At 73.0% G+C, this 24,157-nt stretch carries 19 protein-coding genes and 1 pseudogene; 15 read left to right on the plus strand and 5 right to left on the minus strand.

The window, feature by feature from the left end; all coding sequences use genetic code 11:
* Nucleotides 1–120 precede the first annotated feature (120 nt).
* Complete coding sequence (gene pulA, locus V1258_RS13165) at nt 121–6,426, minus strand: pullulanase-type alpha-1,6-glucosidase (RefSeq protein WP_329750110.1); 6,306 nt, start codon at nt 6,424–6,426, stop codon at nt 121–123.
* Between the two features lie 259 nt (nt 6,427–6,685).
* Here pulA and V1258_RS13170 point away from each other — a divergent pair, with 259 nt between their 5' ends.
* Entirely contained in the window at nt 6,686–6,937 is a 252-nt protein-coding gene (locus tag V1258_RS13170; protein ID WP_329750111.1) for a hypothetical protein, read from the plus strand.
* Between the two features lie 85 nt (nt 6,938–7,022).
* Nucleotides 7,023–7,124 (plus strand): annotated as a pseudogene (locus V1258_RS13175) (mycothiol transferase); the annotation flags it as partial.
* A gap of 77 nt (nt 7,125–7,201) precedes the next feature.
* On the opposite strand, the gene V1258_RS13180 reads toward V1258_RS13175, so the two are convergent.
* On the minus strand, nt 7,202–7,993 hold the full coding sequence (locus V1258_RS13180) for a metal-dependent hydrolase (RefSeq protein ID WP_329750112.1): 792 nt from the start codon (nt 7,991–7,993) through the stop codon (nt 7,202–7,204).
* Nucleotides 7,994–8,229: 236 nt separating this feature from the next.
* Here V1258_RS13180 and glsA point away from each other — a divergent pair, with 236 nt between their 5' ends.
* Genes glsA through V1258_RS13200 form a run of 4 tightly spaced genes read left to right on the plus strand, consistent with a single transcriptional unit; the run spans nt 8,230 to nt 11,933 of the window.
* Nucleotides 8,230–9,273: a glutaminase A gene (gene glsA / locus V1258_RS13185; protein WP_329750113.1), complete on the plus strand. Its 1,044-nt coding sequence runs from the start codon at nt 8,230–8,232 to the stop codon at nt 9,271–9,273.
* Complete coding sequence (locus V1258_RS13190; RefSeq protein ID WP_329750114.1) at nt 9,270–9,767, plus strand: GNAT family N-acetyltransferase; 498 nt, start codon at nt 9,270–9,272, stop codon at nt 9,765–9,767. The genes glsA and V1258_RS13190 overlap by 4 nt, the downstream gene beginning before the upstream one ends.
* Before the next feature lie 10 nt (nt 9,768–9,777).
* Nucleotides 9,778–10,608 (plus strand): DUF5926 family protein, encoded by an 831-nt coding sequence (locus tag V1258_RS13195; RefSeq protein WP_329750115.1) that lies wholly within the window; start codon nt 9,778–9,780, stop codon nt 10,606–10,608.
* Nucleotides 10,605–11,933, plus strand: a complete 1,329-nt coding sequence (locus tag V1258_RS13200; RefSeq protein ID WP_329750116.1) for a glycosyltransferase family 2 protein — start codon at nt 10,605–10,607, stop codon at nt 11,931–11,933. The genes V1258_RS13195 and V1258_RS13200 overlap by 4 nt, the downstream gene beginning before the upstream one ends.
* Here the strand turns inward: V1258_RS13200 and V1258_RS13205 are convergent, their stop codons facing one another.
* On the minus strand, nt 11,934–13,886 hold the full coding sequence (locus tag V1258_RS13205; protein ID WP_329750117.1) for a hypothetical protein: 1,953 nt from the start codon (nt 13,884–13,886) through the stop codon (nt 11,934–11,936).
* Between the two features lie 149 nt (nt 13,887–14,035).
* Here V1258_RS13205 and V1258_RS13210 point away from each other — a divergent pair, with 149 nt between their 5' ends.
* The 7 genes from V1258_RS13210 (at nt 14,036) to V1258_RS13240 (ending at nt 19,806) form a co-directional block, all read left to right on the plus strand.
* A complete protein-coding gene (locus tag V1258_RS13210) occupies nt 14,036–14,953 on the plus strand; it encodes a hypothetical protein (protein ID WP_329750118.1) in 918 nt (305 codons plus the stop codon).
* Nucleotides 14,950–15,363 carry a GntR family transcriptional regulator gene (locus V1258_RS13215; protein ID WP_329750119.1) on the plus strand — a complete coding sequence of 138 codons (414 nt, stop codon included), beginning with the start codon at nt 14,950–14,952 and terminating at the stop codon, nt 15,361–15,363. Before V1258_RS13210 ends, V1258_RS13215 begins: the two co-directional genes overlap by 4 nt.
* Nucleotides 15,360–15,881: a GNAT family N-acetyltransferase gene (locus tag V1258_RS13220; protein WP_329750120.1), complete on the plus strand. Its 522-nt coding sequence runs from the start codon at nt 15,360–15,362 to the stop codon at nt 15,879–15,881. Before V1258_RS13215 ends, V1258_RS13220 begins: the two co-directional genes overlap by 4 nt.
* 168 nt (nt 15,882–16,049) lie before the next feature.
* On the plus strand, nt 16,050–17,678 hold the full coding sequence (locus V1258_RS13225; protein ID WP_329750121.1) for an HNH endonuclease: 1,629 nt from the start codon (nt 16,050–16,052) through the stop codon (nt 17,676–17,678).
* Nucleotides 17,679–17,695: 17 nt separating this feature from the next.
* Nucleotides 17,696–18,244 carry a GNAT family N-acetyltransferase gene (locus V1258_RS13230; RefSeq protein WP_259881637.1) on the plus strand — a complete coding sequence of 183 codons (549 nt, stop codon included), beginning with the start codon at nt 17,696–17,698 and terminating at the stop codon, nt 18,242–18,244.
* Between the two features lie 43 nt (nt 18,245–18,287).
* On the plus strand, nt 18,288–19,265 hold the full coding sequence (pheA, locus tag V1258_RS13235) for a prephenate dehydratase (protein WP_329750122.1): 978 nt from the start codon (nt 18,288–18,290) through the stop codon (nt 19,263–19,265).
* Nucleotide 19,266: 1 nt separating this feature from the next.
* A complete protein-coding gene (locus tag V1258_RS13240; protein ID WP_329750123.1) occupies nt 19,267–19,806 on the plus strand; it encodes a YdeI/OmpD-associated family protein in 540 nt (179 codons plus the stop codon).
* Nucleotides 19,807–19,816: 10 nt separating this feature from the next.
* Here V1258_RS13240 and V1258_RS13245 read toward each other — a convergent pair whose 3' ends face one another.
* Entirely contained in the window at nt 19,817–21,001 is a 1,185-nt protein-coding gene (locus tag V1258_RS13245) for a diacylglycerol/lipid kinase family protein (protein ID WP_329747057.1), read from the minus strand.
* 44 nt (nt 21,002–21,045) lie between these two features.
* On the opposite strand from V1258_RS13245, the gene serS reads away from it, so the two are divergent.
* Nucleotides 21,046–22,308 carry a serine--tRNA ligase gene (serS, locus tag V1258_RS13250; protein WP_329750124.1) on the plus strand — a complete coding sequence of 421 codons (1,263 nt, stop codon included), beginning with the start codon at nt 21,046–21,048 and terminating at the stop codon, nt 22,306–22,308.
* Nucleotides 22,309–22,382: 74 nt separating this feature from the next.
* The gene (locus V1258_RS13255; RefSeq protein ID WP_329750125.1) at nt 22,383–23,237 is read left to right on the plus strand and encodes an HAD family hydrolase; all 855 of its coding nucleotides are present in this window, start codon (nt 22,383–22,385) and stop codon (nt 23,235–23,237) included.
* Here the strand turns inward: V1258_RS13255 and V1258_RS13260 are convergent.
* A complete protein-coding gene (locus V1258_RS13260) occupies nt 23,192–23,995 on the minus strand; it encodes a helix-turn-helix transcriptional regulator (RefSeq protein ID WP_329750126.1) in 804 nt (267 codons plus the stop codon). The two genes, V1258_RS13255 and V1258_RS13260, sit on opposite strands and share 46 nt — an antisense overlap.
* Between the last annotated feature and the right edge of the window lie 162 nt (nt 23,996–24,157).

Raw genomic sequence — 24,157 nt, forward strand, 5'->3', positions numbered from 1 at the left:
CTGAAGGGCTGACCGGCAGGGCCGACGGGCGGGGCCGGGAGAACGGAGGAGGGGCAGGGCCGATGCGGAACCTCCACCCCCGCCCTGTTCGAGTCCCTCGGTAAGCGGGGGTCCCGAGGATCAGCCGTCGTCATCGCCTCCCTCGGACTTCGCCGCCCGGAGGCTCCGGGCCCGGGCCACGAGGCCCACGCCCAGGGCGATCGCGGCTGCGCTCATCCCGACGACCGGCAGCAGGTCGAGGCCCGTGCGTGCCAGCGGCCCGCCGTCCTCCTGGCCGACCTCAGCGGAGGCATCGCCATCGGTGGTGCCATCGGAACCGGCGTCGCCGTCGGAACCGGCGGTCCCGTCCGTCGTCGTGCCGTCGCCGGGCTGCTCCGTCGTCGTGCCGTCGCCGGGCTGCTCCGACGAGGTGCCGTCGCCGGGCTGCTCCGAGCCGTTCCCGTCACCGGGCTCCTCGGTCGGGGTGCCGTCACCGGGCTCCTCGGTCCCGGTGCCGTCACCGGGCTCCTCGGTCCCGGTCCCGTCGCCGGGCTCCTCACCGTCATCGCCGCCGCCGGCCTGCGGGGCCACGAACACGGCGACCGTCGCGGCGGGCACCGTCGCGGTGCCGGTCGAGGCGTCCCAGGTCGATCCCTTCACGACCTCGTCGGACCCGTCGGCCTGGATCGGCGAGAGCTCGTAGTCGAGGCCCTCCATGCCGTCGATGGCCTCGGTGATCGGCTCGCCGGAGGCGTTGAAGACCACCACGATGCCGTCGAGCGCGGAGTCGGCGTCCTCGCCCACGGTGTCGTCGATCCGCATGACCAGCAGGCCTGCGGTGGCGTCGGCGCCCGCGTTGGGGAAGGTGACCTTCTGGGTAATCAGGTCCGCGTCGCCGAGGGTGAACAGGTTCGACGAGGAGCGCAGGCGCAGCAGGTCCAGCGACACGTCGCTGCTCAAGGCGATGTCCTCGGCGCTCGGCGTCAGGGACTCGTCCTCGAGCATCGGGGTGATGAGGTCCCACGCCTCGCCGTTCTTCTCCTCGACGGGCAGGCCGTTGCCGAAGCCGTTGGTCGTCTCCGACCAGTCGATCGTGTTGAAGTGATCGCCGGAGTTGTAGCTGTCGCGGTCCATCGACTTCGAGCGCAGCAGGTCGGTGCCGCCGGCCCAGAACGAGGGAGACTGGCCGAGGGTCACGGTCGCGAGAGACAGGTTGTTCATGCGCACCCGGGTCTCCATGCTCGCGTCCTCGGGCAGCTTCCACACGTTCACGTCGTACAGCGCCTCGTTGTCGTGCGCGTCGACGTAGTTGACCGACTCCTCGGGACGCGTCGCGAACCCGGCGGGGGCGCCGTTGTAGTCGAGCGCGTCGCCGCGGGTGATCTCGCCGTCGGAGGCGAGCAGCTCGTAGTCGGCGAGGTTGCCGGCCAGGCCCAGGCGGATCAGGTCGGTCTGGTGCAGCAGCGTCCGGTACTGCTCCTCCTCGCTGGCCTCGGAGTGGCCGTTGGGCATCGTGGACGAGCCGTTGCCGAAGCCCTGGTTCGTCCGCTTGTCGGTGTCGAACGGGCTGCCGCCGTGGACGGCGTCGCGCTGACGGTCGTTGAAGGCGCCGATCGAGGTGCCTCCCAGCTGGCCCTGCGTGGCCTGCGTGAAGCGGGCGTTGTCGGCGACCTCGCCGAAGTTCCAGCCTTCGCCGTAGAGGTAGATGGCGGAGCCGTCGACCCCGTCGTTCTCGAGGGTCAGCTCGTCGAGGGCGGCGCGCACGGCCAGCATGTTCTCCACGGAGCTGTGCCCCATGAGATCGAAGCGGAAGCCGTCGACGTGGTACTGCCGGGCCCACAGCACGGTCGAGTCGACCATGAGCTTCTGGGCCATGGCGTTCTCGGTCGCGACGTTCGAGCAGCAGGTGGAGGTCTCCACCGTGCCCTGGAGGCTGAGCCGCTGGTAGTAGCCGGGGACGATTCGGTCCAGCACGCTGTCCTCGTCCTGCCCGGAGGCGGCGGTGTGGTTGTACACCTGGTCGAGGACGACCTGCAGGCCCATGTCGTGGAGGTTGCCGACCATGGAGCGGAACTCGCTCGTGCGGTCGCCGCCGACCTGGTTGCCCTCGGTGGCGTAGGAGCCCTCGGGGGTCATGTAGTGCAGCGGATCGTAGCCCCAGTTGTAGGCGTCCTGGTCGGCGACCGCGGAGACCGCGGCCTGCTGCTCGGTCGACGCCGGTCCCGCGTCCGACGGGATGTCGGGCACGGCCTGCTCGGCGCGGTCCTCCTCGATCGTGGCGATGTCGAAGGTCGGCAGCAGGTGCACCGTCGTGATGCCCGCGTCGGAGAGCTCCTGCAGGCGGTCGGTGCCGGCGGAGTCCTCGGCGCCGAAGGCGGCGTAGGTGCCGCGCAGGTCCTCGGAGAGGGCCTCGTCGCCGGCCGAGAAGTCCCGGACGTGCAGCTCGTAGATCGTCTGGTCGGCGAACTGCTCGACGACGGGCGCCGCGGTGCCGGACCAGATCTCGGGGGCCCAGCGCGGGTCGTCGAGGTCGAGGAGCACCGAGTGCGTGGAGTTCAGCGTCAGGCCCGTGGAGTACGGGTCGGTGACGAGGTTGGTCTCCACCGCGCCGGTCGAGGGCACGTAGACCTCGACCGCGTAGCGGTAGGCGAGATCCTCCCAGTCGGCCGGACCGCTCGCGGTCCAGACGCCGTCCTCGCCGCGCTCCATCACGACCTCAGTGGGGGTGGCCGCCGCGAGCTCGGCGGAGAGCTCGCTCGCGGTGCGGTCGGCATCGGAGGTGACCGCGCCGACGCCGTCGAACAGCTGCAGGGTGACGGTCGTGGCCGTCGGCGCCCACAGCGAGAGCGTCACGGAGCCGTCCTCACCGAAGACCGGCCCGAGGGCGGCGCCCTCGGCGGCGTTCGCGTACAGGGCGTCGAGGACGCCGGGGATCTGCAGGCCGGTGAAGGCCTCGATCGTGCCGTCCTCGGCGATCTGCGCGACCATCAGTTCGCCGCGTAGCGCCTCCTCGAGCTCGGCGTCGGTGACGCCCTCAAGGTCGAGGGCGAGGAACGAGGCCAGGTGGGCCCGGTTCGTGAGCTCCTCGTCGGTCAGGGAGCCGTCGCGCAGGGAGAGGGTCCCGAGCTGCTGGCCGCCGGTGATCGCGCCGTCGGCGATTCCGAGCCCGCCGGTGGGGGCGGACCACAGCTGGAAGCTCTTGGCGTCCGCGCCCTCGCTGGCGAGGTAGTCGGGCCAGGCGATGGTGTCGGCGTCCACGAAGTGCGCCAGCTGCTTGCCCTCGCCCGCGGTCAGCGGGTCCTCGGACTCGATGGTCAGCACGTGGGTGGAGATGTCGTAACTGAAGGTGACGACCTCCCCGGCCTGCGTCGAGAAGCTGTAGTTGGCGCCGTCGGGCGCGCCGTCGATTCCGTAGTTCTCGCTCCAGGAGCCGCCGTGGACGACCTTGGTCTCGTAGGAGCCGGAGGGGATGGCGTCCGTCGTGAAGGTGTAGATCCCGTCGCCGTCGGCGTCCTGCATCCAGGAGCGCATGCAGGAGGGCATCCAGTCCTCGGGGCAGCCCAGCGCCGCGTTGAAGGAGCCGGGGAGGGTCACGAAGGGACCGTCGGCGCTCGAGGCGACGACGTGGGTGGTCGGGTCGTACCAGAAGGTGACGTCACCGCCCTCGGACGTGTAGGTGATGTTGTCACCGCCGGGCACGCCGCCCGCGCCGTAGTTCTCGTCCCAGGAGCCGCCGACGGCGACCTTGTACTCGTAGGAGCCGGCGGGGATCGAGAAGGTGCCGGTGTACAGGCCCGAATCCGCATCGAGGCTCAGGGCGGCGGCGGTGCAGGAGGGGTCCCAGTCGCCGGAGCAGCCCATGGCCGCGTTGTGGCTGCCGGGGAGGGTCACGAACGCGCCCTCGCCCTCGGAGCCGGAGCCGTCGTCGGAGGAGCCGGCGGCCGAGAGATCGGCGCCGACGACCGCGGTCGCGGAGGCGGCGACGTGGTTCCCGGCGGCGTCGGTGGACACCGCGCGGTACTCGACGAGAGCGCCGGTGGGCAGGTCCGAGACGTCGTGGAAGACGCGCGGGCTGTCGTCCTCGGCGGTGCCGAGCGAGGTCCACGTCGGGTCCCCGGCGAGGCGGTAGCTGAAGGTCGTCTCCGCCCAGCGGTCGTCGGCGACGTCCGCGGTGATCGGGGCGGTGCCAGAGACCTCTGCGCCGTCGGCCAGGCCGAGGCTGATCGACTGCGCGTCGCCGGCGGCGGCGACCTGCTGGTCCGCCACGAGCACGACGGCGCTCAGCGCCGGGACAGTGAGGGTGACGGATCCGTCGGCGTCGGCGGTGACCGTCTGATCGGTGCCGTAGAGCGTCGTGTAGGTCGCGCCCGGGGTGAGGGTCGTCAGGGTGACAGTCTTCTCCGCGGAGGCGTTGTTGAGGGCGACCAGGTGCTCGATCTTCTCGTCGCGGTCCACGCGGGAGAAGGCGTAGATGCCCGCGCCGTCCTCGGCGTAGAGCTCGATCTGCGCGCCCGTGGAGAGGGCCGGCGTCGAGGTCCGCAGGGAGGCGAGCTCGCTGATCAGGGTGTACAGCGCGGCCTCCTCGTCGAAGTGGTCGCCGGAGCCGTAGGCGCTGCCGTCCACGAGGGTGTCGTCGAGATAGGAGCCGACCTGGCTGGCGAACATGGACTGGCGCGCGTCCTTGTCGACGCCGTCGCCCGCGAAGCCCTGCTCGTCACCGTAGTAGATGACGGGCTGGCCGCGGGTGAGGAGCATCGTCTCATTGGCGAGCGCGGTGCGCTCGTCGACGCGGTCGGAGTCCTTCAGGAGGTAGCCGATGCGGCCCATGTCGTGGTTGCCGAGGAAGGTCGGCAGGTCCGCGGACGAGGAGCTCGCGGTCGTGTACAGGTCGTCGTCGGCGTAGAGGGAGGCGAGGCCCTGGGCGGTGTAGCCCTTGGCCCAGTTCGTCGCCGCCGCCTGGAAGGCGAAGTCGAGGACGGAGTCCATCTCGGTGTCGCGCACGTACGGGGAGAGCAGCTCGGCGTCGGCGTCGTAGACCTCGCCGAAGGTGAAGAAGTCCTCGCCCGCGGGGGTCGCGGCCTGGTGGTCGACGAGCGTCTGCGTGAAGTGCTGCCAGAAGGAGAAGTCGGCGTGCTTGACGGTGTCGATGCGGAAGCCGTCGATCCCGAAGTCCATCCAGGTGGTGTAGATGTCCTCCATGGTCTCCAGCACGACCGGGTCCTCGGTCATGAGGTCGTCCAGGCCGTCGAAGTCGCCGAAGGTGACGGACTCGCCGGTCCAGGTCGAGTTGCCGCGGTTGTGGTAGAGCGTGACGTCGTTGAGCACGCCCGGGACCATCACGGTGTTCTCCTCGGAGCGCACCGGCGTGTACGGGAAGGAGGTCGCGGCGTCGAGCTCGGGGAAGTCCGAGGACTGCGCGAGGGCGGTCACGTCGACCGGGTCGCCGTTCGCATCGAGATAGGGGGAGGTCGCCTGGTCGACGTAGGAGTAGGTGCCCTCCTCGTAGTCGATGAGGTCCGCGGTGTGGTTGGTGATGATGTCGAAGTAGACCTTGATGCCGCGCGAGTGCGCGTCGTCGATGAGGTCCTTGAGCTCCTGGTTGGTGCCCAGGTGCGGGTCGATCGTGGTGAAGTCCGTGATCCAGTAGCCGTGGTAGCCGGCGCTGGCGTTCTCGCCCTCGCCCTGCACGGGTTTGTTGGTGAAGGACGGGGTCAGCCAGATCGCCGAGACCCCGAGGCCCTCGATGTAGTCCAGCTGCGAGCGCAGGCCCGCGAGGTCGCCGCCCTGGTAGAAGCCCTTGTCGGTCGGGTCGTAGCCGGTCGAGTGCTTGTCGCCCTCGAGGCCGCCCTCGTCGTTGGAGGTGTCGCCGTTCTCGAAGCGGTCGGTCAGCACGAAGTAGAAGACCTGGCCGTCGCCGGGATGCCGGTAGGGCTCCTCGGCGAGGTCCGCGTCGGCGTCGGTGTAGTCCCCGGACGCGTCCGCGAGGGCGACCGAGAGGCGGTGCGTCGCGGCGTCGAAGCGGAAGGTGACCTTCGTGGGGGCGGCGACCGCCAGCGGGATGTTGTCCTCGCCGCCATCGAGGCCGTAGGACTCGTCCCAGCTGCCGCCAACGGCGACCTTGAGCTCCCACTGACCGGCCGGCACCTCGAAGGTCGAGGCGTAGACGCCCTCGTCCCCGGTCGGCGCGAGCTTCGTGGCCTCGCAGTCGGCGATCCAGTCGTCGTCGCAGCCGAGCTCCGCCTGCAGCGACCCGGCGAGCACCGGGTCGTTCGGGCCGACGGCCCGAACCATCGGCGCGGTCCCCAGCAGGCTGGCGCCCGCCAGCAGCAGGGCGCCGATGACGGCAATCGCGCGCACGCGCGCGAGATGCGCGTCCGCGGAGCGGGCCGAGCCCGCGGAGCGCGGGCTCGGCAGGGGGTCGAGAGAGCGTGACCTCGAGGGGGGCATGCGGGACTCCTTCGTCCGGGCGGGGGTCGGGGGACGGGCGGGGCTCGGGACGCCGACGGCCGGAGGGGGACTGCCGGATCGGACTGGTTCAGCGGTGGATCAGTGTCTTGCAGTTCTTGCAAGCTCCCATGGCGCCTCCGTGCGCAGGGTAGCTCGCGCCGACCATACGAGGCACGGTGAATCGGCTCAAGCGGTTCGGCAGGATCTGCAAGATCTTTCAGTCACGAGTCGGTCACGGACGGGGGGCCGGGTGAGTAGGGTGCGACCCATTTCGTCGACACCCCCAGCCCCCGCGCCCGACGCTCCGGACACTCCCGCGGCTCCGAATGCGCCCGACGCACCCGGGGCGGTCGGCGCGCCCGACGGCGCGGATGCGCCCGTCGTCCACGGCACCGTTGACACCCGCACGGGCGGACCGATGCTCGGCGGCGAGCGCGAGCAGCTCGACGCCTGGATCGCGGAGTACCGCCTGGCCCTGCTGCTGAAGATCGACGGCCTGACCCCGGCGTAGCTCGCCGAGCGCTCGGCGCCGTCGGCCCTGAGCCTCGCGGGGATCGTCCGGCACCTGGCCGAGGTCGAGGAGTACTCGCTGCGGGACCCTGCGCTGGATTTTCACGCACCTCATCGAGGAGTACGCCCGCCATCTCGGGCACATGGACCTGCTGCGCGAGCGCATCGACGGCGCGACCGGCTACTGAGCGCCGGCCGACGGGCGGGTCGGGCCGACGGGCGGGTCGGTCGACGGGTGATCCGGCCGACGGGCGCCCCGGGCCCCTCAGCTCGACGTGGAGATCGCCAACAGCGCGTTCGGCGAGGCGAACAGGCTGGTCAGCATCGTGATGGCGGCGTAGGCCGTGAGCACGGTGCACAGCAGCCATTCGCGCTTCGAGCCGGCGTCGCCGAGGATCGGCAGGGCCACGTCGCCGCTGCGCTGCCAGACGTCGGAGGCGAGGCCCTTCGGCGGCTTCGCCACGAGCGGCCAGGTCGGGAAGGGGATCCCGTCGGTCGTCAGGAGATCGCCGACGAGGTGGGTCACGCAGCCGACGGCGACGGCGGCTGGCAGCCAGAACGCGGGGTCGGGCGCGATGACGGCGATCATGAGGGCGGCGACGATGCCCACGATCCACGGCAGCAACAGGCCGTCGACCATCTTCAGGGTCCGCGTGCCGAAGGCGCACATCGCCCCCACCAGGAGCGCGGCCCCCGTCTGCACCTCGCCGAGGACCGGCAGCCGCAGCGCCCAGTCCACGGTGTTCACCAGCATCGCGAGGCCCGTGAACACGGCGACGGCGAGGAGGGTGTGGGTCGCCCCGCGATGCCCCGCGAAGGAGCTGACCGTGCGGGCGATGGCCTTCGTGAAGCCGCCGGCGGAGCGTGAGATCGTCGCGCTGGGATGGTCGACGTCGGGCAGCAGCGCCGCGCCCGTCGCGACGACGGCGCCGGAGATCACCTGACCGCTGTCCAGGTCCCACAGGCCCAGTCCGATGGGGTGCCCCAGCACCTGCACCGAGCCCGCCAGAGCCATCCATGCCGCCGTGCCGCTGATCGCGTGATGTCCGCCCATCATGGGGCATCGTCCTCCTCGGGAACCGGTCCAATGCGCCCCCACCAAGGGAAGGTCGCGGATGAAACCGCTGGTGGGACGCAGGATGTCGCCGGGCAGGAGGGGCCGTCGGCAGAGTACTGGCGGGAGCCGACAGGCCAGAGCCGAGAGCGCTCCTCGGCGCGCCCTACTTCCTCTGGCTGCTCTGGCGGTCGCGGGCCTGAGGGGTCCCCGCGTCACCGCCACGGTACCGTCGGGGCGTGACCGACGCGCAGACCTCCCTGACCCGGTACCTCGACCGACTACTGGCGGCGCTCGCGACCGCGACCGCGAGCGGCGACCCCGACGCGGTGCTGCCCGATCGCGGGATCATCGGCAGCGCCGAGGCGGACGGCGAGATCCCGGCGCTCTCCCGCCTCTCCGGGGCTCGCGAGGACCACCTCGGGGCGGCGGTCTGCGATGTCGACGGCGAGATCAGCGCAGCCGGCAGCGACCACCCCTTCCCGCTGCAGTCCATCTCCAAGGCCTTCGCCTACGGCGCCGCGATCGACCTCCACGGCATGGAGTACGTGGACTCCGTCGTGGACGAGGAGCCGACGGGGGAGGAGTTCAACGCCCTCAGCATCGACCGCCACACCCGCAAGCCCAAGAACCCGCTGGTGAACATCGGTGCGATCCGCACCCACGCGATGCTCGGCACCACCCGCTCCGAGCGCGCCGAGCGGCTGCGCGCGATGCTCGACGCCGCCGCCGGGCGGTCCCTGGACCTGCATCGCGAGACCGTCGACGAGGAGCTCGCCACCTCGGACCGCAACCTCGCGCTCGCCTACATGCTGCGCGCGGCGGGGTCGATGGACGAGGACGCGGTGGAGGTCGTCGAGGGATACGTCGAGGGCTGCGGCGTGCTCACCACCGTCACCGACCTCGCCGTCATGGCCGCGACCCTCGCCGCGGGCGGCCGCAACCCCCTGACCGGGGAGCGGGTCTTCTCGCGCATCGCCGCCCGGCAGGTGCTCTCGGTGATGATGACCTGCGGCATGTACGACAACGCGGGGGACTGGGTGAGCGATGTCGGCCTGCCCGCGAAGTCCGGGGTGGGCGGCGGCATCATCGCGGCGCTGCCCTCCCGGTTCGGGGTCGCGAGCTACGCCCCGCAGCTGGACCTGCACGGCAATTCGGTGCGGGGCACCCTGTTCTTCGAGCGGCTCAGCGCCGATTTCGACCTGCACATGCTCGACGGGACCGCGGCGCTGGATCTCGAGGAGCGCGCCCGGGAGCTGCTCGCGGCGGGGGAGGCGCGGTGATCCTCGTCCGCTCCCTCGAGCCCGCCCAGTGGGCGATCTGGCGGCAGCTGCGGCTGCGCGCGCTGAAGGACTCCCCTGAGGCCTTCGGCAGCTCCCTCGCCGCCACCCTCGAGCGGGAGGCGCGCGAGGGCGAGGCGTTCTGGCGCGGCTACTTCTCCGAGACCGGTCCGGTCCTCATCGCGGAGCTGGACGGCGTGCCGGCCGGGATGGCCCGCCTGGTGGTGGAGGACCCGGCCGACTCCGCCCACCTCTACTCGCTGTGGGTGGCCCCCGAGGCCCGGGGCCGCGGCGCGGGCGAGCAGCTGCTCCGGACCGCCGCGGACTGGCTCGCCGCCCGGCATCCGGGGACGGCGCTGCGCCTCGACGTCGTCGCGACGAACCGGCCCGCGCGACGCCTCTACGAGCGCCTGGGCTTCACCGTGCTCGGCCCGAACCCCGAGGACGACGCCGAACTGGTGATGGAGCAGCGCCTCGAGCCCCGCCCCGATCGGTAGACTCCCCGCCATGAGCTCCACCTCCGGCAACGCCCTGGTCCGCCGCCCCTTCGAGGGCCTCCCCGTCGAGCAGGAGCTGGTCGCCATGCGCCAGCTGATCCCCGCCGCGACCCTGCGGGCCCGCACCACCGCCGAGCACGGCGGCCTCGACGTCCAGCTCGCGACGGTCCTGCCGATGGCCTGGCCCGGCGTGCGCCGCACCGACGGCACCGTCACCGTCGGCGTCCAGGCGCCCTACCCGGGCGGGGACCTCTCCCGCGGTCTCGGCGCCGCGATCGTGCAGGCCGCCGCGCTCGAGCCGGGCAACGCCGTCACCTCCGTGACCGTCGAGGACGACTCGCCGCGGCTGCAGGACGTCCTCGACCTCGACGGCGAGTTCGCCTTCGAGATCCACGACACCTTCGACTTCTGGCTCGACCCCAGCGCCGAGCGCACCGGCGAGATCCAGCAGGCGATCGAGCAGGCGAACGACGCGATCATGACCACCCGCGCCGTGACCGGCCTGGACCACGCCTACTGGGTCGACGCGGGCGCCAAGGACCATGTGCGCTGGGTGCTCGACGCCGACGAGGACCGCGTGATCGACGCCGTGACCCGCCTCCACGCGCGGCGCCAGTCGGCGATCTGCGAGGGCTCGAAGTACGTCGGCTCCTTCCGCGCGGAGGGCCTCGCGATCCCCGTCTGGGACATCGACAAGGGCCTCGGCGTCGAGGCCGTCGACGCGGCGGCCGAGGAGTTCCGGGCCCGTTTCGAGGAGGCCCTCGCCTCGACGGAGCCGCTCACCCCCGCCGAGCGCCGCGCCCGCGGCGGCATCGTCGCCCGTCAGGTGACCCTGCGATGAACGGCGCGGGGCCCCTGACGACCCTCCGGCCCGAGCGGGTCGCCGTCGTCATCCCCGCCAAGAACGAGGCGGAGCGGATCGAGGCCACGATCCGTTCCGCGCGCGAGATCCGCGGTGTGGATCTCGTGGTGGTCGTCGACGACGGCTCAACCGACGCCACGTCCGCGGTCGCCATGGGGGCTGACGCCCTGGTCGTGCGCCACCGCTCGAACCAGGGCAAGGCCGCCGCGATGGCGACCGGGGCCCAGATGGTCGCGATCCGCGACGGCGCCGAGCGGGCCGAGGGCGGGGAGCGCTTCCGCGAGGAGCTCCACGCCGAGCCCCGCACCCCGGGACACACCGGCCCCCTCCCGGCGATCGACCCGGGCACCGACGTGCCCCGCGCCCTGCTCTTCCTCGACGCCGACATGGGTTCCTCCGCCTCCGCCGCCCAGGGGCTCGTGGACGCGGTGCTCGACGAGGGCGTCGACATGGCCATCGCGCTGCTGCCCCCGCAGGAGGGCGCCGCCGGGATGGGGATCGTGGTCCGCACCGCCCGCCGCGGGATCGAGCGCGCGACCGGCTGGCGCCCCGAGCAGCCCCTCTCCGGGACCCGCTGCATCACCCGCGAGACCTGGGAGGCCTGCCAGCCGCTCGCCCCCGGCTGGGGCGTCGAGACCTCCCTCAGCATCGACGCGCTGAGCAGCGGCTTCTGGGTCAAGGAGATCCCCGCGGACCTCCATCACCGCGCCACCGGCAAGGACCTCTCGGGGCAGCTGCACCGCGCCGCCCAGCTGCGCGACGTGCTGCGGGCCCTGGCCCGCCGGCGCCACACCATCGCGGACCTCGAGGAGTCGCCGGAGCCCGTCGGCGGCGAGGAGACCGAGGTGTGGACCCCGGAGCCCGAGTCCACCACGAGCCTCGCGCCCAGCGAGACGGCCCCCGCCGGCCCGACCTCCGATGCGTCGGCCGAGGAGCGTGCCGGCCGACGCCGCGCCACGCTCGCCGACCTCCCCGTCGACGGCGCGTTCAGCGACGACGAGACCCGCGCCCTCGGCGACGTCGACGCGGACGAGCTGGATGCGGCGCTGCGCGCCCTGCCCGTGGACGGTCGCTTCGCGCCCGACGACGTCGTCTTCCTCGCGGGGACCGACCTCGCCCGGCTCGCGCAGCGCCTGGGCCGCGCCCCGGTCGACGGTCGCTTCACCCCCGAGCAGGCGGTCATCATCGCCTCGCACTTGGGGACTCCCGAGCCCGAGCTGCCGGAGGGCCTGCGTCCGCCGATCAGCCCCGACGAGTACGCCTCCCTCGTCGTGCACGCCGCGGTCGAGGCCGAGAACTCCTGATCAGACCCGCTCGGGGTCCGGCAGCACCGCCGGCAGCAGCACCAGCCACACGCCGAGCATCGCCGCGACCAGCACCGGCCCGGTGTCGTTGACGGCGTAGCCGACCCACGCGCCGACCACGAGCGCGATCCGCACCCGGTGGGCGACGGGGTGCGCCGCATCGAGCGCCGCGAGCCGCCGCCAGCGGATCCGGCCCGGCAGCAGGATCGCGACCGAGGCGAGGACCGCGAGCACCAGGACCACGGCGAGCGCCCAGTAGCCGGTCGCCATCGCCACGTTCTGCGCCAGCTTGCGCACGACCACGGAGACCAGCTCACCGCTCAGCAGCTCGTCGATGAAACGCCCCAGGTGGGTGCGGTCCTCCGGGGGCCGCAGCCAGTCCAGGAAGGACACGCTGAGCACCGCCGCCGCCCCGCCCGCGCCGAGCGCCAGCACGTGCCACACCCGCAGCCGGATCCCGGAGACCAGCAGCGCCAGCAGCCCGAAGGCCGGGATGGTCGCGAGGCCCGAGCCGAAGTCCGCGCCCATCGAGGGGGCGACGCACACGGCGGCCGTCACCAGCCCGACGCCGACGGTCCACAGCACGCGCGCCCGCGGCGAGCGCACCACCGTGAACAGGCACAGCAGCGCCATCAGCGCCGCGGCGAGCACGAGGCCGAAGAGGTGGTTGGACAGCCCGTAGAAGCGCCCGCCGGAGATCGGTTGCGCCCCGAGCGGGGAGGAGAGCTGCAGGCGCGACCCGGTCGCCGACTCGAGCAGCACGATCCCCGCGATGAGCGCCGCGGAGACTCCCGCCGGTCCGAAGCGGCTGCGCCGCCAGGGCCCGCCGAGCACGAGCACGGACAGCAGCGCGCACCCGCCCCAGACCACGCCGGCGAGGGCGAGGGTGGGGTGCTCGGCCCGCCACCACGGGACCAGGGAGGCGCACAGCCCGACGGGCAGGGCGAGCGGGGCGATGGCAGCGAGCGCGCGGCCGGCGGCGGCGAGCCGCGGGCGCCGTGCAAGCGCCGGGACCAGCACGATCACGAGGCCGACGACGCCGAGGGCGAGCCAGGAGCCGAGCGCGGGGAGGGTCGCGGCATCGACGAGTCGCCCCGCCTCGGAGCGGTCCCAGGCCAGCTGCTGCGGATCGGCGTGGTCCGCGCCGCGGAACGGCTGCCCGGGGATCAGCCCCTCGGGGCTCGCCCCGTGCGAGTCGAGGATCGTGGCGAGCACGTCGGTGAGCACGACGACTCCGGTCTGCTTGGTCGCGCCGCTGGTCAGGGCCTGTCCGGTCAGTCCCGTGTCCATCGCGACCTGCAGGCCGACGGTGCGGGAGGCGACCGCTCCGGTGCGCTCGACCTCCTCCGGATGCGCAGGGTCGGTCGCCGCGACGGAGACGAGGAGGGTGCGGGGGAGGTCCGCCGCCGCACAGCCGCCGAGGTCCTCGAGCGCCGCGGCAACCGTGCCGTCGAGCGCGGTGAGGGCCTCCGCGCGGGCGGGGTCGTCGTGGTCGGGGATCGACGGGGCGAGCAGCTCGACGAGGTCGCCGTCCGCGAGGGCGCCCGCGACGGCGGCGGGGTCGTCCGTGGAGGTCACGTCGACCGGGAGCTGCTGCCACTGGTCCGTCGGCGGGGTGGGGATGCCGCTCGTGCGCGGGGCCTCCTCGGCGAGGCCCCGGTAGCCGGTGCGCAGCGTCTCGAGCCCCTGCCGCTTGGTGGAGACGACGGTGGTGGAGGTGGTGTTCATCGCGCCGACGCCCGCGCGGTCCGCCAGGCACTGCAGCGTCGGCGTTCTCTCGGCGTCGATGTCCTCCCAGGTCAGACCTGCGGTCGCGATCACCAGGCGCACGGGTGCGTCGGTCGTCTCCGGGGCGTCGGCGCGAGCGGCGGCGGAGGAGGGGACGAGCAGCAGCGCACCGAGCAGCGCGAGCAGCACGGCGCGGAGGACGTGGGGGAACGGGCGAGCGGGCACGTCCCGATGCTACGGGGCGGGTCATGCGGCAGCGGTGGAGAAGTTGTGTCGGGGTCTTGACACAAGTGTGGGGACCGGCGCATTGTGTCATCACGTCGGTACAAATCGGCGTCGTCGGGCATCGCCGCCCGTTCCTCACGGAGGTCCTCATGGTCGTCGGCCCGCTCCTGCCCCTGATGATGCTGGTCGCGCTGCCCGTCGTGCTCATCGCGCTCCTGCTCGCACGCGCTCTCGGCGCCGAGCGCACGGGCCTGCACCGCGGCGCGCTCGCCGCCCGCTGGGTGGGCCTCCTGCTCGGCATGGTCGTGATGATGCTGGTCATCGTCGCCGCCGCGTCGGGGCGGTCGGCCGACGCAGGGTCCCTCGCCGCGCTCGGACCCGCGGCGGGCGGCATCGTGCTCCTCCTCGCGATCGCGGCCGGCGAGCTCACCCTCCCCGCCCCGCAGGTCGCGGTGCGCCGGGCCTCCCTGCGCCGACGCACCCTGGGCACCCTCCTCCCACGGGCCGCCGCGGTGCTCGTCGCCCTCACGCTCGCCGTCCTCGCCCTCGTGGCCCTCACCGGGCTGCTGCTCGCGGCCGACGGGTCCACGTTCGCGATCGAGGCCCCGCCGTCGGGCGACGACCTCGGCCACGGCGTGGCCTACGGCCCCTTCCCGGGCGGCGACTACACCGTGACGATCGCCGCGGGGATGCTGATCCTGGTGCTCGTCGCCGGTGGAGCGCTCGCGCTGATCCTCCGTCGCCGGCCGAGCGACGACGCGCACGACCTGCTGCTGCGCCGCCGCTCCGCGACCTCCGTGGCCGGGGCCGTGGTCCTCGCCGCGGCTGCCTGCACGGTGCCGGTCGCGCTCGCGCTCCTGCGTCCGCTGCTGCTGGTGCGCGGCGAATACGCGATCACCGCGGGGATGCAGGCCGGCACCTGGATCGCCGCGAGTGGGATCGTCGTGGGCCTGCTCGCCCTCCCGCTCGGCCTCGCGATGGTGATGGTCCCGGAGGTCCTCGCCCGCTCGGGGCCGCGGGCTCGAGCATCGGCTGCGACCGTCGCGGTCGAGGGGGTCGCGGGATGACCCATATCGTGGTCGACATGGACAATCCCACCCCGCCCTACGAGCAGGTCCGTCGCGAGATCCTCGAGCAGATCCGCGGGGGAGAGCTGCGCCCCGGCGACCGCCTCCCCGCGATCCGCGTCCTCGCCGGCGACCTCGGCCTCGCCGCCGGCACCGTCGCCCGCGCCTACAAGGAGCTCGAGGAGGCCGGTATCGTCAGCACCCGCCGCGGCGCGGGCACCACCGTCGCCGCGGGGGCGGAGAACGAGGCCCGCCGGCAGCTCGGCGCGCTGCGCCTCCCGGCGGCCGGCGCGGCGGATCCGACCCTCGTGGAGCTGCTGACCGCGCCGCTCGAGGAGGCCCGCGCACGCGGGGCCGACGACGCCGCGATCCTCGCCGCCGTACGGGCGGTGCTGGCCCACCGACGGTGAGGATCCGCCTCGAGCCCCTCGGCCCGCAGCACGGACCGGAGATCCTCGCCGGTCAGGACGAGGCGCTGGCCCTCGAGATCATCGGGCGGCCCTGGACCGCCGCCTCGCTCGAGCAGTTCCTGGCCCGGTGCGCGCGCTGGCGGGCCGACGGGCCGCTCCGCGAGCTCGCCGCGCTCGAGGAGGGCAGCGGCCGGCTGCTCGGCGGGGGAGGGCTGAACCGCCTCGCGCCAGGACTCGGACCGGGCCAGGTGGCGCTGACCTACTGGCTGTTCGCAGAGGCCCGGGGAAGCGGTCTCGGCGCGCCTCTGGCGGCGGCACTGGCCGACCGGGCGCGGGACCTGCCTGCAAGGCGCGGGACGGCGACGTCCGAGGCCGTGCTCCTGATCGCCCCGGACAACACCGCCTCGCAGACCGTCGCCCGCACTCTCGGCGCCCGGCCGACGGGCGAGCTCGTCCCGCACCCCGCGGGCGGCACCCGTCGGGCGCAGCGCTGGGTGCTGGATCTGCGGGAGAGCTGACCTCGGTCAGCGCTTCGACCGTTCCTCCACATCGCCTCCGGATCCACATCTCCCGTCGGTCCGTGGCGGTCGGGCGCTTCGAATGTCAGGGTGGGTCCGTAGGGTGATGACCAGACGGAACACCCAGCACGGCGGCATCGACGACGAGTCCACGAGGAGGTGGGGGCGATGACCACGACGGACCACCGCTCCGTGCCGTCCCCCGCCTCTGCGCTGTCCTCGCGCAGCTCGTCGGCCCGACCGTCGGCCTTCCGCGCTCCCGCCTCACGCGGCCCTGTGCCGCGCACCGCCACGGCCCCTCCCCGTGCCCGCGTGCGGGCACGTGCACGGCTCACCGAGGACACCCTCCTGCGCCGTGGCGGCGTCGAGCCCGGCGCCGACGCTCGCACCATCGCGCGCCTGCTCGAGGAGGAGCGAGAGGACTCCCGGCGCCACGCGCGCCGGCTCGCCGACCTCGCCCCCTTCTGGATCGACCACGAGGACCCCGACCTCGACGACGACCGCGAGGAGCGCAGCCTCGCCGTCGCGATCGCGACCCGCACCACCACCGCGATCGCCTCCTATCGGATCGCGGACGCGCACACCGCCGTGACCGAGATGCCCGCGACCTTCGAACGACTCACCGCCGGGGACATGCCCGTTGAATGGCACACGCGCATGCTGAAGGCGGTCCGCGACCTCACCGCCGTCCAGCGCGCCCAGGTCGACGAGATCGTCGCCTCCTGGGATCTCGCCTCCGTGCCTGCGGACCGCTTCCGTGACGAGCTGCGCCAGTTGCGCTCCTGGTTCGACCGCGAGATGAGCGCCCCGCGGCCCGAGTCGCTGCGCGACGTGTCCCTCGAGAACTCCCTGCACGACGACGGCACCGCCTGCCTGCGCATCACCGGCCCGATCCCCGAGATCCTCGACCTCGCCCGGCGCCTGGACCGCTCCGCGAAGACCGTCCAGGCCCGGCAGCGCCGCGCCCTCGAGCAGGGCGAGCCGATCCCCTTCGACCTCGACGGGGACGTGGCCCGCGACGGGAAGGCCATGAGCCAGGCGGCGCTGCGCTACGCGATCCTCCTGCGCACCCAGCTCGACACCGGCGGGGTCGAGATCCCCGCGCCGCGGCACCGCGTGAACGTCGTCGTCCCCGTGCTCACCCTGATGGGCCTCAGCGACACTCCGGCCCTGTACGACGGGATCCACCCGCTGCCTGCACAGATGGCCCGCGACCTCGCCGCCGCCGAGCCCGTCTGGCACCGCGTCTTCGCCGACGCCGCGGACGGCGGATTCCTCCCGCTGCCCGCCGAGCGCTACCGCCCCTCCGCCGAGCAGGTGGAGCACCTGCGGCTCCTGCACCCGCGCTGCGCCGCCCCCTGTTGCACGCACACCACCACCGACGACGCCGAGAACGACCACATCGAGGAGTTCGACCACGCCGATCCGGCCCGCGGCGGACCGACCAGCCTCCACAACCTCCACCGCCTCGACTGGAGGCACCACGATCTGAAGACCGCCGGGCGCATCGATCCCGTGCGGGAGCCCGACGGCGCCACCACCTGGACGGTCGGCTCCCCGGCCCTGATCACCACCCGCGTCGCACCCCGCGGTGACCTCGCCGCGCCCCATCACGCCAAGGCGCTCATGGAGTCGTGGGAGGAGTTCTGCTGGCGCCGGGACCTCGACCAGATGCAGGCGAACGGCGAGATCGACCGGATCCTGCAGGAATGGGGACCGGCGGACCCCCTGCACGACCCACCGCTCGACCCCGACGAGGAGAACCGCGAGTACTGGGAGCAGGGCCCGCCGTTCTGACCCCGTACGATCATCCGATGCCTGTGGACATCGAGCTCGTGCCACCGACCCTCGCCCTGCGCGACGAGGTCGCGGACTGCTTCGCCGACTTCGCCGGGACTGCCGTGGACGGCTCCGGTATCACCGACCCCTCTCGCACGCCGCGGACCGACGACGAGCTCAGCGAGTTCGTCGCCCGGCGCCTGGCGGAGGAGGACCCCGCCACGGAGCTCGCCGACGGGTGGGTCCACTGCACGAGTCGCTGGATCCGAGAGTCCGGAACCGGGCAGGTGCTCGGCTTCCTCGCCGTCCGCCATCAGCTCACGCCGTTCCTTCTCGAGGTGGGAGGACACATCGGCTACTCCGTTCGCCCCGGCGCCCGCTGCAGGGGCGTCGCCACCGCGGCCCTCGCTCAGGGTCTTGAGATCGCGGCCGGGCTCGGCATCGACCCGGTGCTGATCACCTGCGACGCCGACAACACCGCCTCGCGCCGCACCATCGAGGGCGCGGGCGGCACCCTCGAGGACATCCGCGACGGGAAGCGCCGCTACTGGATCGGCGACGGTGAACGGCCCGTGCGGCGCTGACACGGGCCGCGGCGCGCCCCGGGGCGCCGAGTACCCTTCCCCCATGCGGTACGGATTCCTCGGCCCCGAGACGACCTTCACCCACCAGGCCCTCCTGCAGGCCCTCGCCGAGATCCCCGCGGAGCCCGGCGCGTCGGCCCCCGAGACCGTGCCCTTCTCCTCCGTGGCCACTGCGACCACCGCCCTGCTCGCCGGGGACGTCGACGCGCTCATGGCTCCGATCGAGAACTCCGTCGAGGGCGGCGTCTCCGGCACCCTCGACGTGCTCGCCGCGACGGACTCGATCACCATCGTCGCCGAGCAGACCGTGCAGATCACCTTCGTCCTGGCCGCGCGCGAGGACACGCCGCTCGACGAGCTCACCACCGTCTCCTCCCACCCGCACGCCCAGGCGCAGGTGCAGGGCTGGCTCCGCGCGAACGTGCCGACCGCCCAGGTCGCCGCCTCCTCCTCGACCGCCGCCGCGGCCCGCGACCTCGCCGCCCTCGACGCCGAGTCCGCTCGGGGCCGGGCCGCCGTCTGCTCGCCGCTCGCCGCCGAACACTTCGGCCTCACCGTCCTCGCCGAGGGCATCGAGGACCACGAGGGGGCGATCACCCGCTTCGTGCTCGTCACCCGGGAGGGCCGCATCCCCGCCCGCACCGGGGCCGACAAGACCACGGTCGTCGTCCAGCTGCCGCACAACCGCTCGGGCGCCCTGCTCGAGGCGCTCGAGATCCTCGGGTCCAACGGGGTGAACATGTCCCGGATCGAGTCCCGGCCCGTCGGCGACTTCCTCGGCCGCTACTCCTTCTCGATCGACCTCGAGGGCCACCTCGAGGACCGCCGGGTCGCCGCCGCTCTGCGCGCCCTGCACCGCCTCTGCCCCGTCGTGCACTACCTCGGGTCCTACCCTCGGGTCGACGGCACCCAGCCCGAAGTGCGCGAGGACTTCGTCGACCACGCCTACGACGAGGCCCACGCGTGGCTCGAACGGCTCAGCGGCATGATCACCCCCGCCGATCCCGGGGCGGCGATCTGACATGGCGGCCAAGGCCCCCGTCACTGTCACCGGCCGCGCGACCGTGCGCGCGATCGGCGAGCGGCTGATCCTGCCGCTGCCCGAGGACCTCAGCGCGAAGCTGCCCTCCCGCGGTCAGGTCGCCGTGGAGGGCACGCTCGAGGAGTATCCGCTGACCACCGTGCTCGAGCCCGACGGCCGCAAGGGCCACTGGATCGACCTCGACACCGCGCTCATCGACGAACTCGACCTCACCGAGGGCACGAGCCTCGCCGTCACCCTCACCACCCGCGCCGAGTGGCCCGAGCCCGAGGTCCCCGAGGACCTCGCCGCCGCCCTCGAGGAGGCGGACGACCTCGCGGACACCTGGCCCGCGCTCACCCCCATGGCCCGTTGGGAATGGGTGCGCTGGGTCCGCGCCACCCGCAGCGAGGACACCCGGGCCCGCCGCGTCGAGGTCTCGATCGACAAGCTCCGCCACGGCTCCCGCCGCCCGTGCTGCTTCGACCTGTCCTCCTGCACCGACCCGGAGCTCGCCCGCAGCGGCAAGCTCCCGGAGTGACGGGGCGGCGTCAGCCCGCCGTGCCGTCCAGCCCCTCCGGCACCCGCAGGTGCAGCGCCCCGGGGTCGACGGTCGCGATCAGGTGGGTCGCCTCGACGTCCGTGTCCCCGTCGAGCTGCACCGGCTGCGGCTTCGCGGTCGTGACCTTCACGCCGGTGGTCAGGTAGCGCTCGACCGTGGAGAGCTTCGGCCCGAAGGTCGGGCGCAGCTTCGGGTTCACCACCTGCGCGGCGACCTGGCTGAAGCCCGCCGCCCCGCGCCAGCCGGCCACGACCACCTCGAGGCGGCCGTTGTCGATCGTCGCATCGGGCATCAGCACGAAGCCTCCGGGCAGCTTGCCGACATTGCCCAGCAGCACCGTGCGGGCCTTGTGGGCGTGCCGGGTCTCGTCCGGCAGCTGCACCACCACATCGACCGAGCGGCCCATCACGGTGCGGATCCCGCCGAAGATGTAGGCGATCCAACCGATCCGTTTCTTCATCTGCGGATCGGTGTAACCGATCATCTCGGCATCCGCGCCGAAACCGGCGATGACCAGGAAGATCTGCTTCTGCGCCGAGCGGGCCGCGCTCGCCGAGCCGCCCACGCGCAGCCAGCCGACGTCCACCGGGTGGTCCTCGCCGGTGAGGGCCGCGACCATCGCCGCCGTCGGATCCTCGAGCGGGATCGACACATTGCGCGCGAGCAGGTTCCCGGTGCCCGCCGGGATGATGCCCATCGGGGTGTCGGTGCCCGCGAGCACGGAGGCGACCATGCGCACGGTGCCGTCGCCGCCCGCCGCCATCACCAGGTCCGCCCCGTCGGCGAGGGCCTGCTCCGTCTGCCCCCGACCGGGGTCGTCGATCGTGGTCTCGTAGAACGCGGTCTCCGCCCCCTCGATCCGCTCGACCGCCTCGGTGATCTGGCGGCGGAAGGCGTCGGTGCCGGAGAACTTCGAGGGGTTCAGCACGACGGCGACCCGGCGCAGCCGGTCCGTCGGGCCGCTAATGCCGGAGGCGCCGGCGACTCCAGTGTCTGAACCACCCTCCGTCGGAGGCTCCTCCCGCCCTGCGCTGCGACGCTCGGCGGCGGACTTCAGGGCGGCGAGCTCCCGACGGTGGCGGCCGAGGCGGCGCAGCACGACGACGAGCAGGGCGATCGTCACGATGGTCGTGACGACCGAGACGATGCTGAGGGCGAGCAGGGTGACGTCCATGCGGTCAGGGTAATCGCGAGCGGGGCCTTGGGTACCCTGGGGGAATGATCGATCTGCGGCACCTGCGCGAGAACCCCGAAGCCGTCCGCGACGCCCAGCGGGCCCGTCGTCGTGACCCCGAGACCGTCGACGCGGTCCTCACCGCGGATTCCCGCTGGCGCGAGGCGACCACCGCCTTCGAGAACGCGCGGGCCCAGCAGAAGGCCTTCGGCAAGCAGGTCGCCCAGGCGACGGGCGAGGAGAAGCAGGCGCTGCTCGGCGAGGTCAAGCAGCTCGCGGCCGACGTCAAGCGGCTCGAGGCGGAGGCCGCGGAGGCCGCCGTGACCCGCGACACCGCGCTGCGCGCCATCCCCAACCTCGCCGAGGGCGCCCCCGAGGGCCTCGAGGAGGACTTCGTGGTCCGCGAGACCGTCGGCGAGATCCCGACCTTCGAGGCCCAGGTCAAGGACCACCTCGAGATCGCCGAGGGACTGCGCGCGATCGACATGGCGCGCGGCGCGAAGGTCTCCGGCAGCCGCTTCTACTTCCTCACCGGCGTCGGCGCCCAGCTCGAGCTCGCGGTCCTCAACGCCGCGATCGACCAGGCCACCCAGGCCGGCTTCACCCCGATGATCACCCCCACCCTGGTGCTGCCCGAGTCGATGGAGGGCACCGGCTTCCTCGGCGAGCACGCCGACGAGGTCTACCACCTCGACAAGGGCGACGACCTCTACCTCGTCGGCACGAGCGAGGTCGCGCTCGCCGGCTACCACAAGGACGAGGTCCTCGACCTCTCGGACGGACCGCTGCGCTACGCCGGCTGGAGCGCCTGCTACCGCCGCGAGGCGGGCAGCTACGGCAAGGACACCCGCGGGATCATCCGGGTGCACCAGTTCCACAAGGTGGAGATGTTCTCCTACTGCCGCATCGAGGACTCCTACGCGGAGCACGAGCGGCTGCTGGACTGGGAGCGGCAGATGATGGCGAAGATCGACGTGCCCTACCGGATCATCGACACCGCCGCCGGCGACCTGGGCACCTCCGCGGCGCGCAAGTTCGACTGCGAGGCGTGGATGCCCTCGCAGGAGACCTATCGCGAGCTGACCTCCACCTCGAACACCACCCAGTTCCAGGCGCGGCGGCTGAACATCCGTGAGCGCACCGAGGACGGTCTGCGTCCCGTCGCCACGCTCAACGGCACCCTCGGCACCACCCGCTTCCTCGCGGCGATCCTCGAGAACCACCAGCAGGCCGACGGCTCGGTCGTCATCCCGGAGGGTCTGCGGCCGTACCTCGGGGGCCGCGAGGTCTTCGAGGTCGTCGCATGATCCGACGGCTCCTGCAGGCCCTGCGTCACCGCAGGTTCACCCGGGCGTCAGATCGGCCTGGGACAGTGGACGGCATGACTCTCCCCGCCGCCGCCCCCACCCGCGATCTGCTGCGCGAGCATCTCGGGGAGCTCTCCGGGGAGCAGCTGCTGATCGGTCTCGACGTCGACGGCACCCTCGTGGACCACGACGGCACCATGTCGCCCGCCATGCGGGAGGCGCTGCGCGCGGCCGCCGCGGAGCACACCGTGGTCATCGCGACCGGTCGCTCGCTCGGGGCGACCGTACCGATCGTCGAGGCCGCCGGCATCACCCGCGGCTTCGCCGTCTGCTCGAACGGGGCGGTCATGCTCGAGATGGATCCGGAGGCCGACGGCGGCCATCGCGTGATCGGCACCCGCAGCTTCCAGCCCGGCCACGCCCTGCGCACCCTGCGCGAGGTCGCCCCGGACGCCCACTACGCGGTCGAGATGGCCGACGGCACCTTCCACGCCACCGCCGGCTTCCAGGACGCGAGCTTCGGCGTCGAGGCGATCGAGAGCGACCTCGACACGCTGCTCGAGCTCGAGGCGGTGCGGGTCGTGGTCCACGTCCCCGACCTCTCGCCGCAGGAGTTCAGCGAGGTCATCGCGGAGTCCGGGGTGCACGGCGTCGAGTACTCGATCGGCTGGACGGCCTGGCTGGACATGGCCGCGCCCGGCATCTCCAAGGCGAGCGCCCTCGAGGAGCTGCGCGAGCGGCTGGGCATCGATCCGAGCCGCACGGTGGCGGTCGGGGACGGGTTCAACGACGTCGAGATGCTCGCCTGGGCGGGCGTGGGGGTCGCGATGGGTCAGGCGCCGCAGGGCGTCAAGGACGTCGCGGACGTCGTCACCGAGTCGGTCTACCAGGACGGCACGGTGCTCGTGCTCGAGTCGCTGCGCGGCTGATCGTCCGGCGGGGAGCCCAGCATCCCCCAGGCCATCGCCTGCGACAGCGCCTGCTCCCGGTTCGTGGCCCCGAGCTTGCCGTACAGCGAGCGCAGCTGCGTCTTCACCGTGTTCGGCGAGACGAACAGCCGTTCCGCGATCGTCGCCCGGCGCTCGGTCTGGACCAGGAGGTCCAGCACCTGGCGCTCGCGCGGGGTGAGCTGGGGCGGGGAGGCGAGGAGCAGGCCCGTGCCCTCGCTCCGGGGCGGGATCAGCGTGTAGTTCTCCCGGAGCACCCGATGCGGCTCGAGCTGCCCGGCGGCGAGCAGCGTTGCGAGGGTCGCCTCGCGGACCGGCTGGGGGGTCATCGCGAGCAGCCAGCGCGGGCTCGTGCCGTCGAGCAGGTCCGCCAGCCGGGTGGCGTGGCGCACGAGCTCGGCGTCCCCGCGGTACCGCTGGGCGATCAGCACCGAGCCGAGCACGGCCGAGATCCGTTCGAGCGGCGAGTGCGCCGAGGCCTCGGCGCGCACCAGCAGCGACAGTGCCTCGTCGACCCGTCCCGCGGCGGCCTCGCCGGCTGCGAGCAGCGAGACGCGCATCGACGGCGCGCCGCGGAGGTCCTCGCCGCGCGGACGAGCCGGGGCACGGCCCTCCATCACCTCGAGCAGGGTGCTGACCACGGCGACGCGCCGACGGACCGAAGGCAGGGAGTGGTCGGTGATCCGCTCGCCGACGATCCGATGGTGCTCGAGGCCGGCCTCATGGGCGCGGCCCTCCATCGCTTTCGCGACCGAGCGGACCCCGCTGGCCAGATGCCACAGCTCGGAGGCCGCCAGATGGGGTTCGAGCGGTGCGAGGGCCTCGAGCGCCTGCGCGGGCTGCCCGTCGTCGAGGTCGACCCAGGCCTGGGCGATGTGCTGGGACGTGCTGCTGTGGTCGAA

Source organism: Brachybacterium sp. J153 (assembly GCF_036311905.1).
GTDB lineage: Bacteria > Actinomycetota > Actinomycetes > Actinomycetales > Dermabacteraceae > Brachybacterium.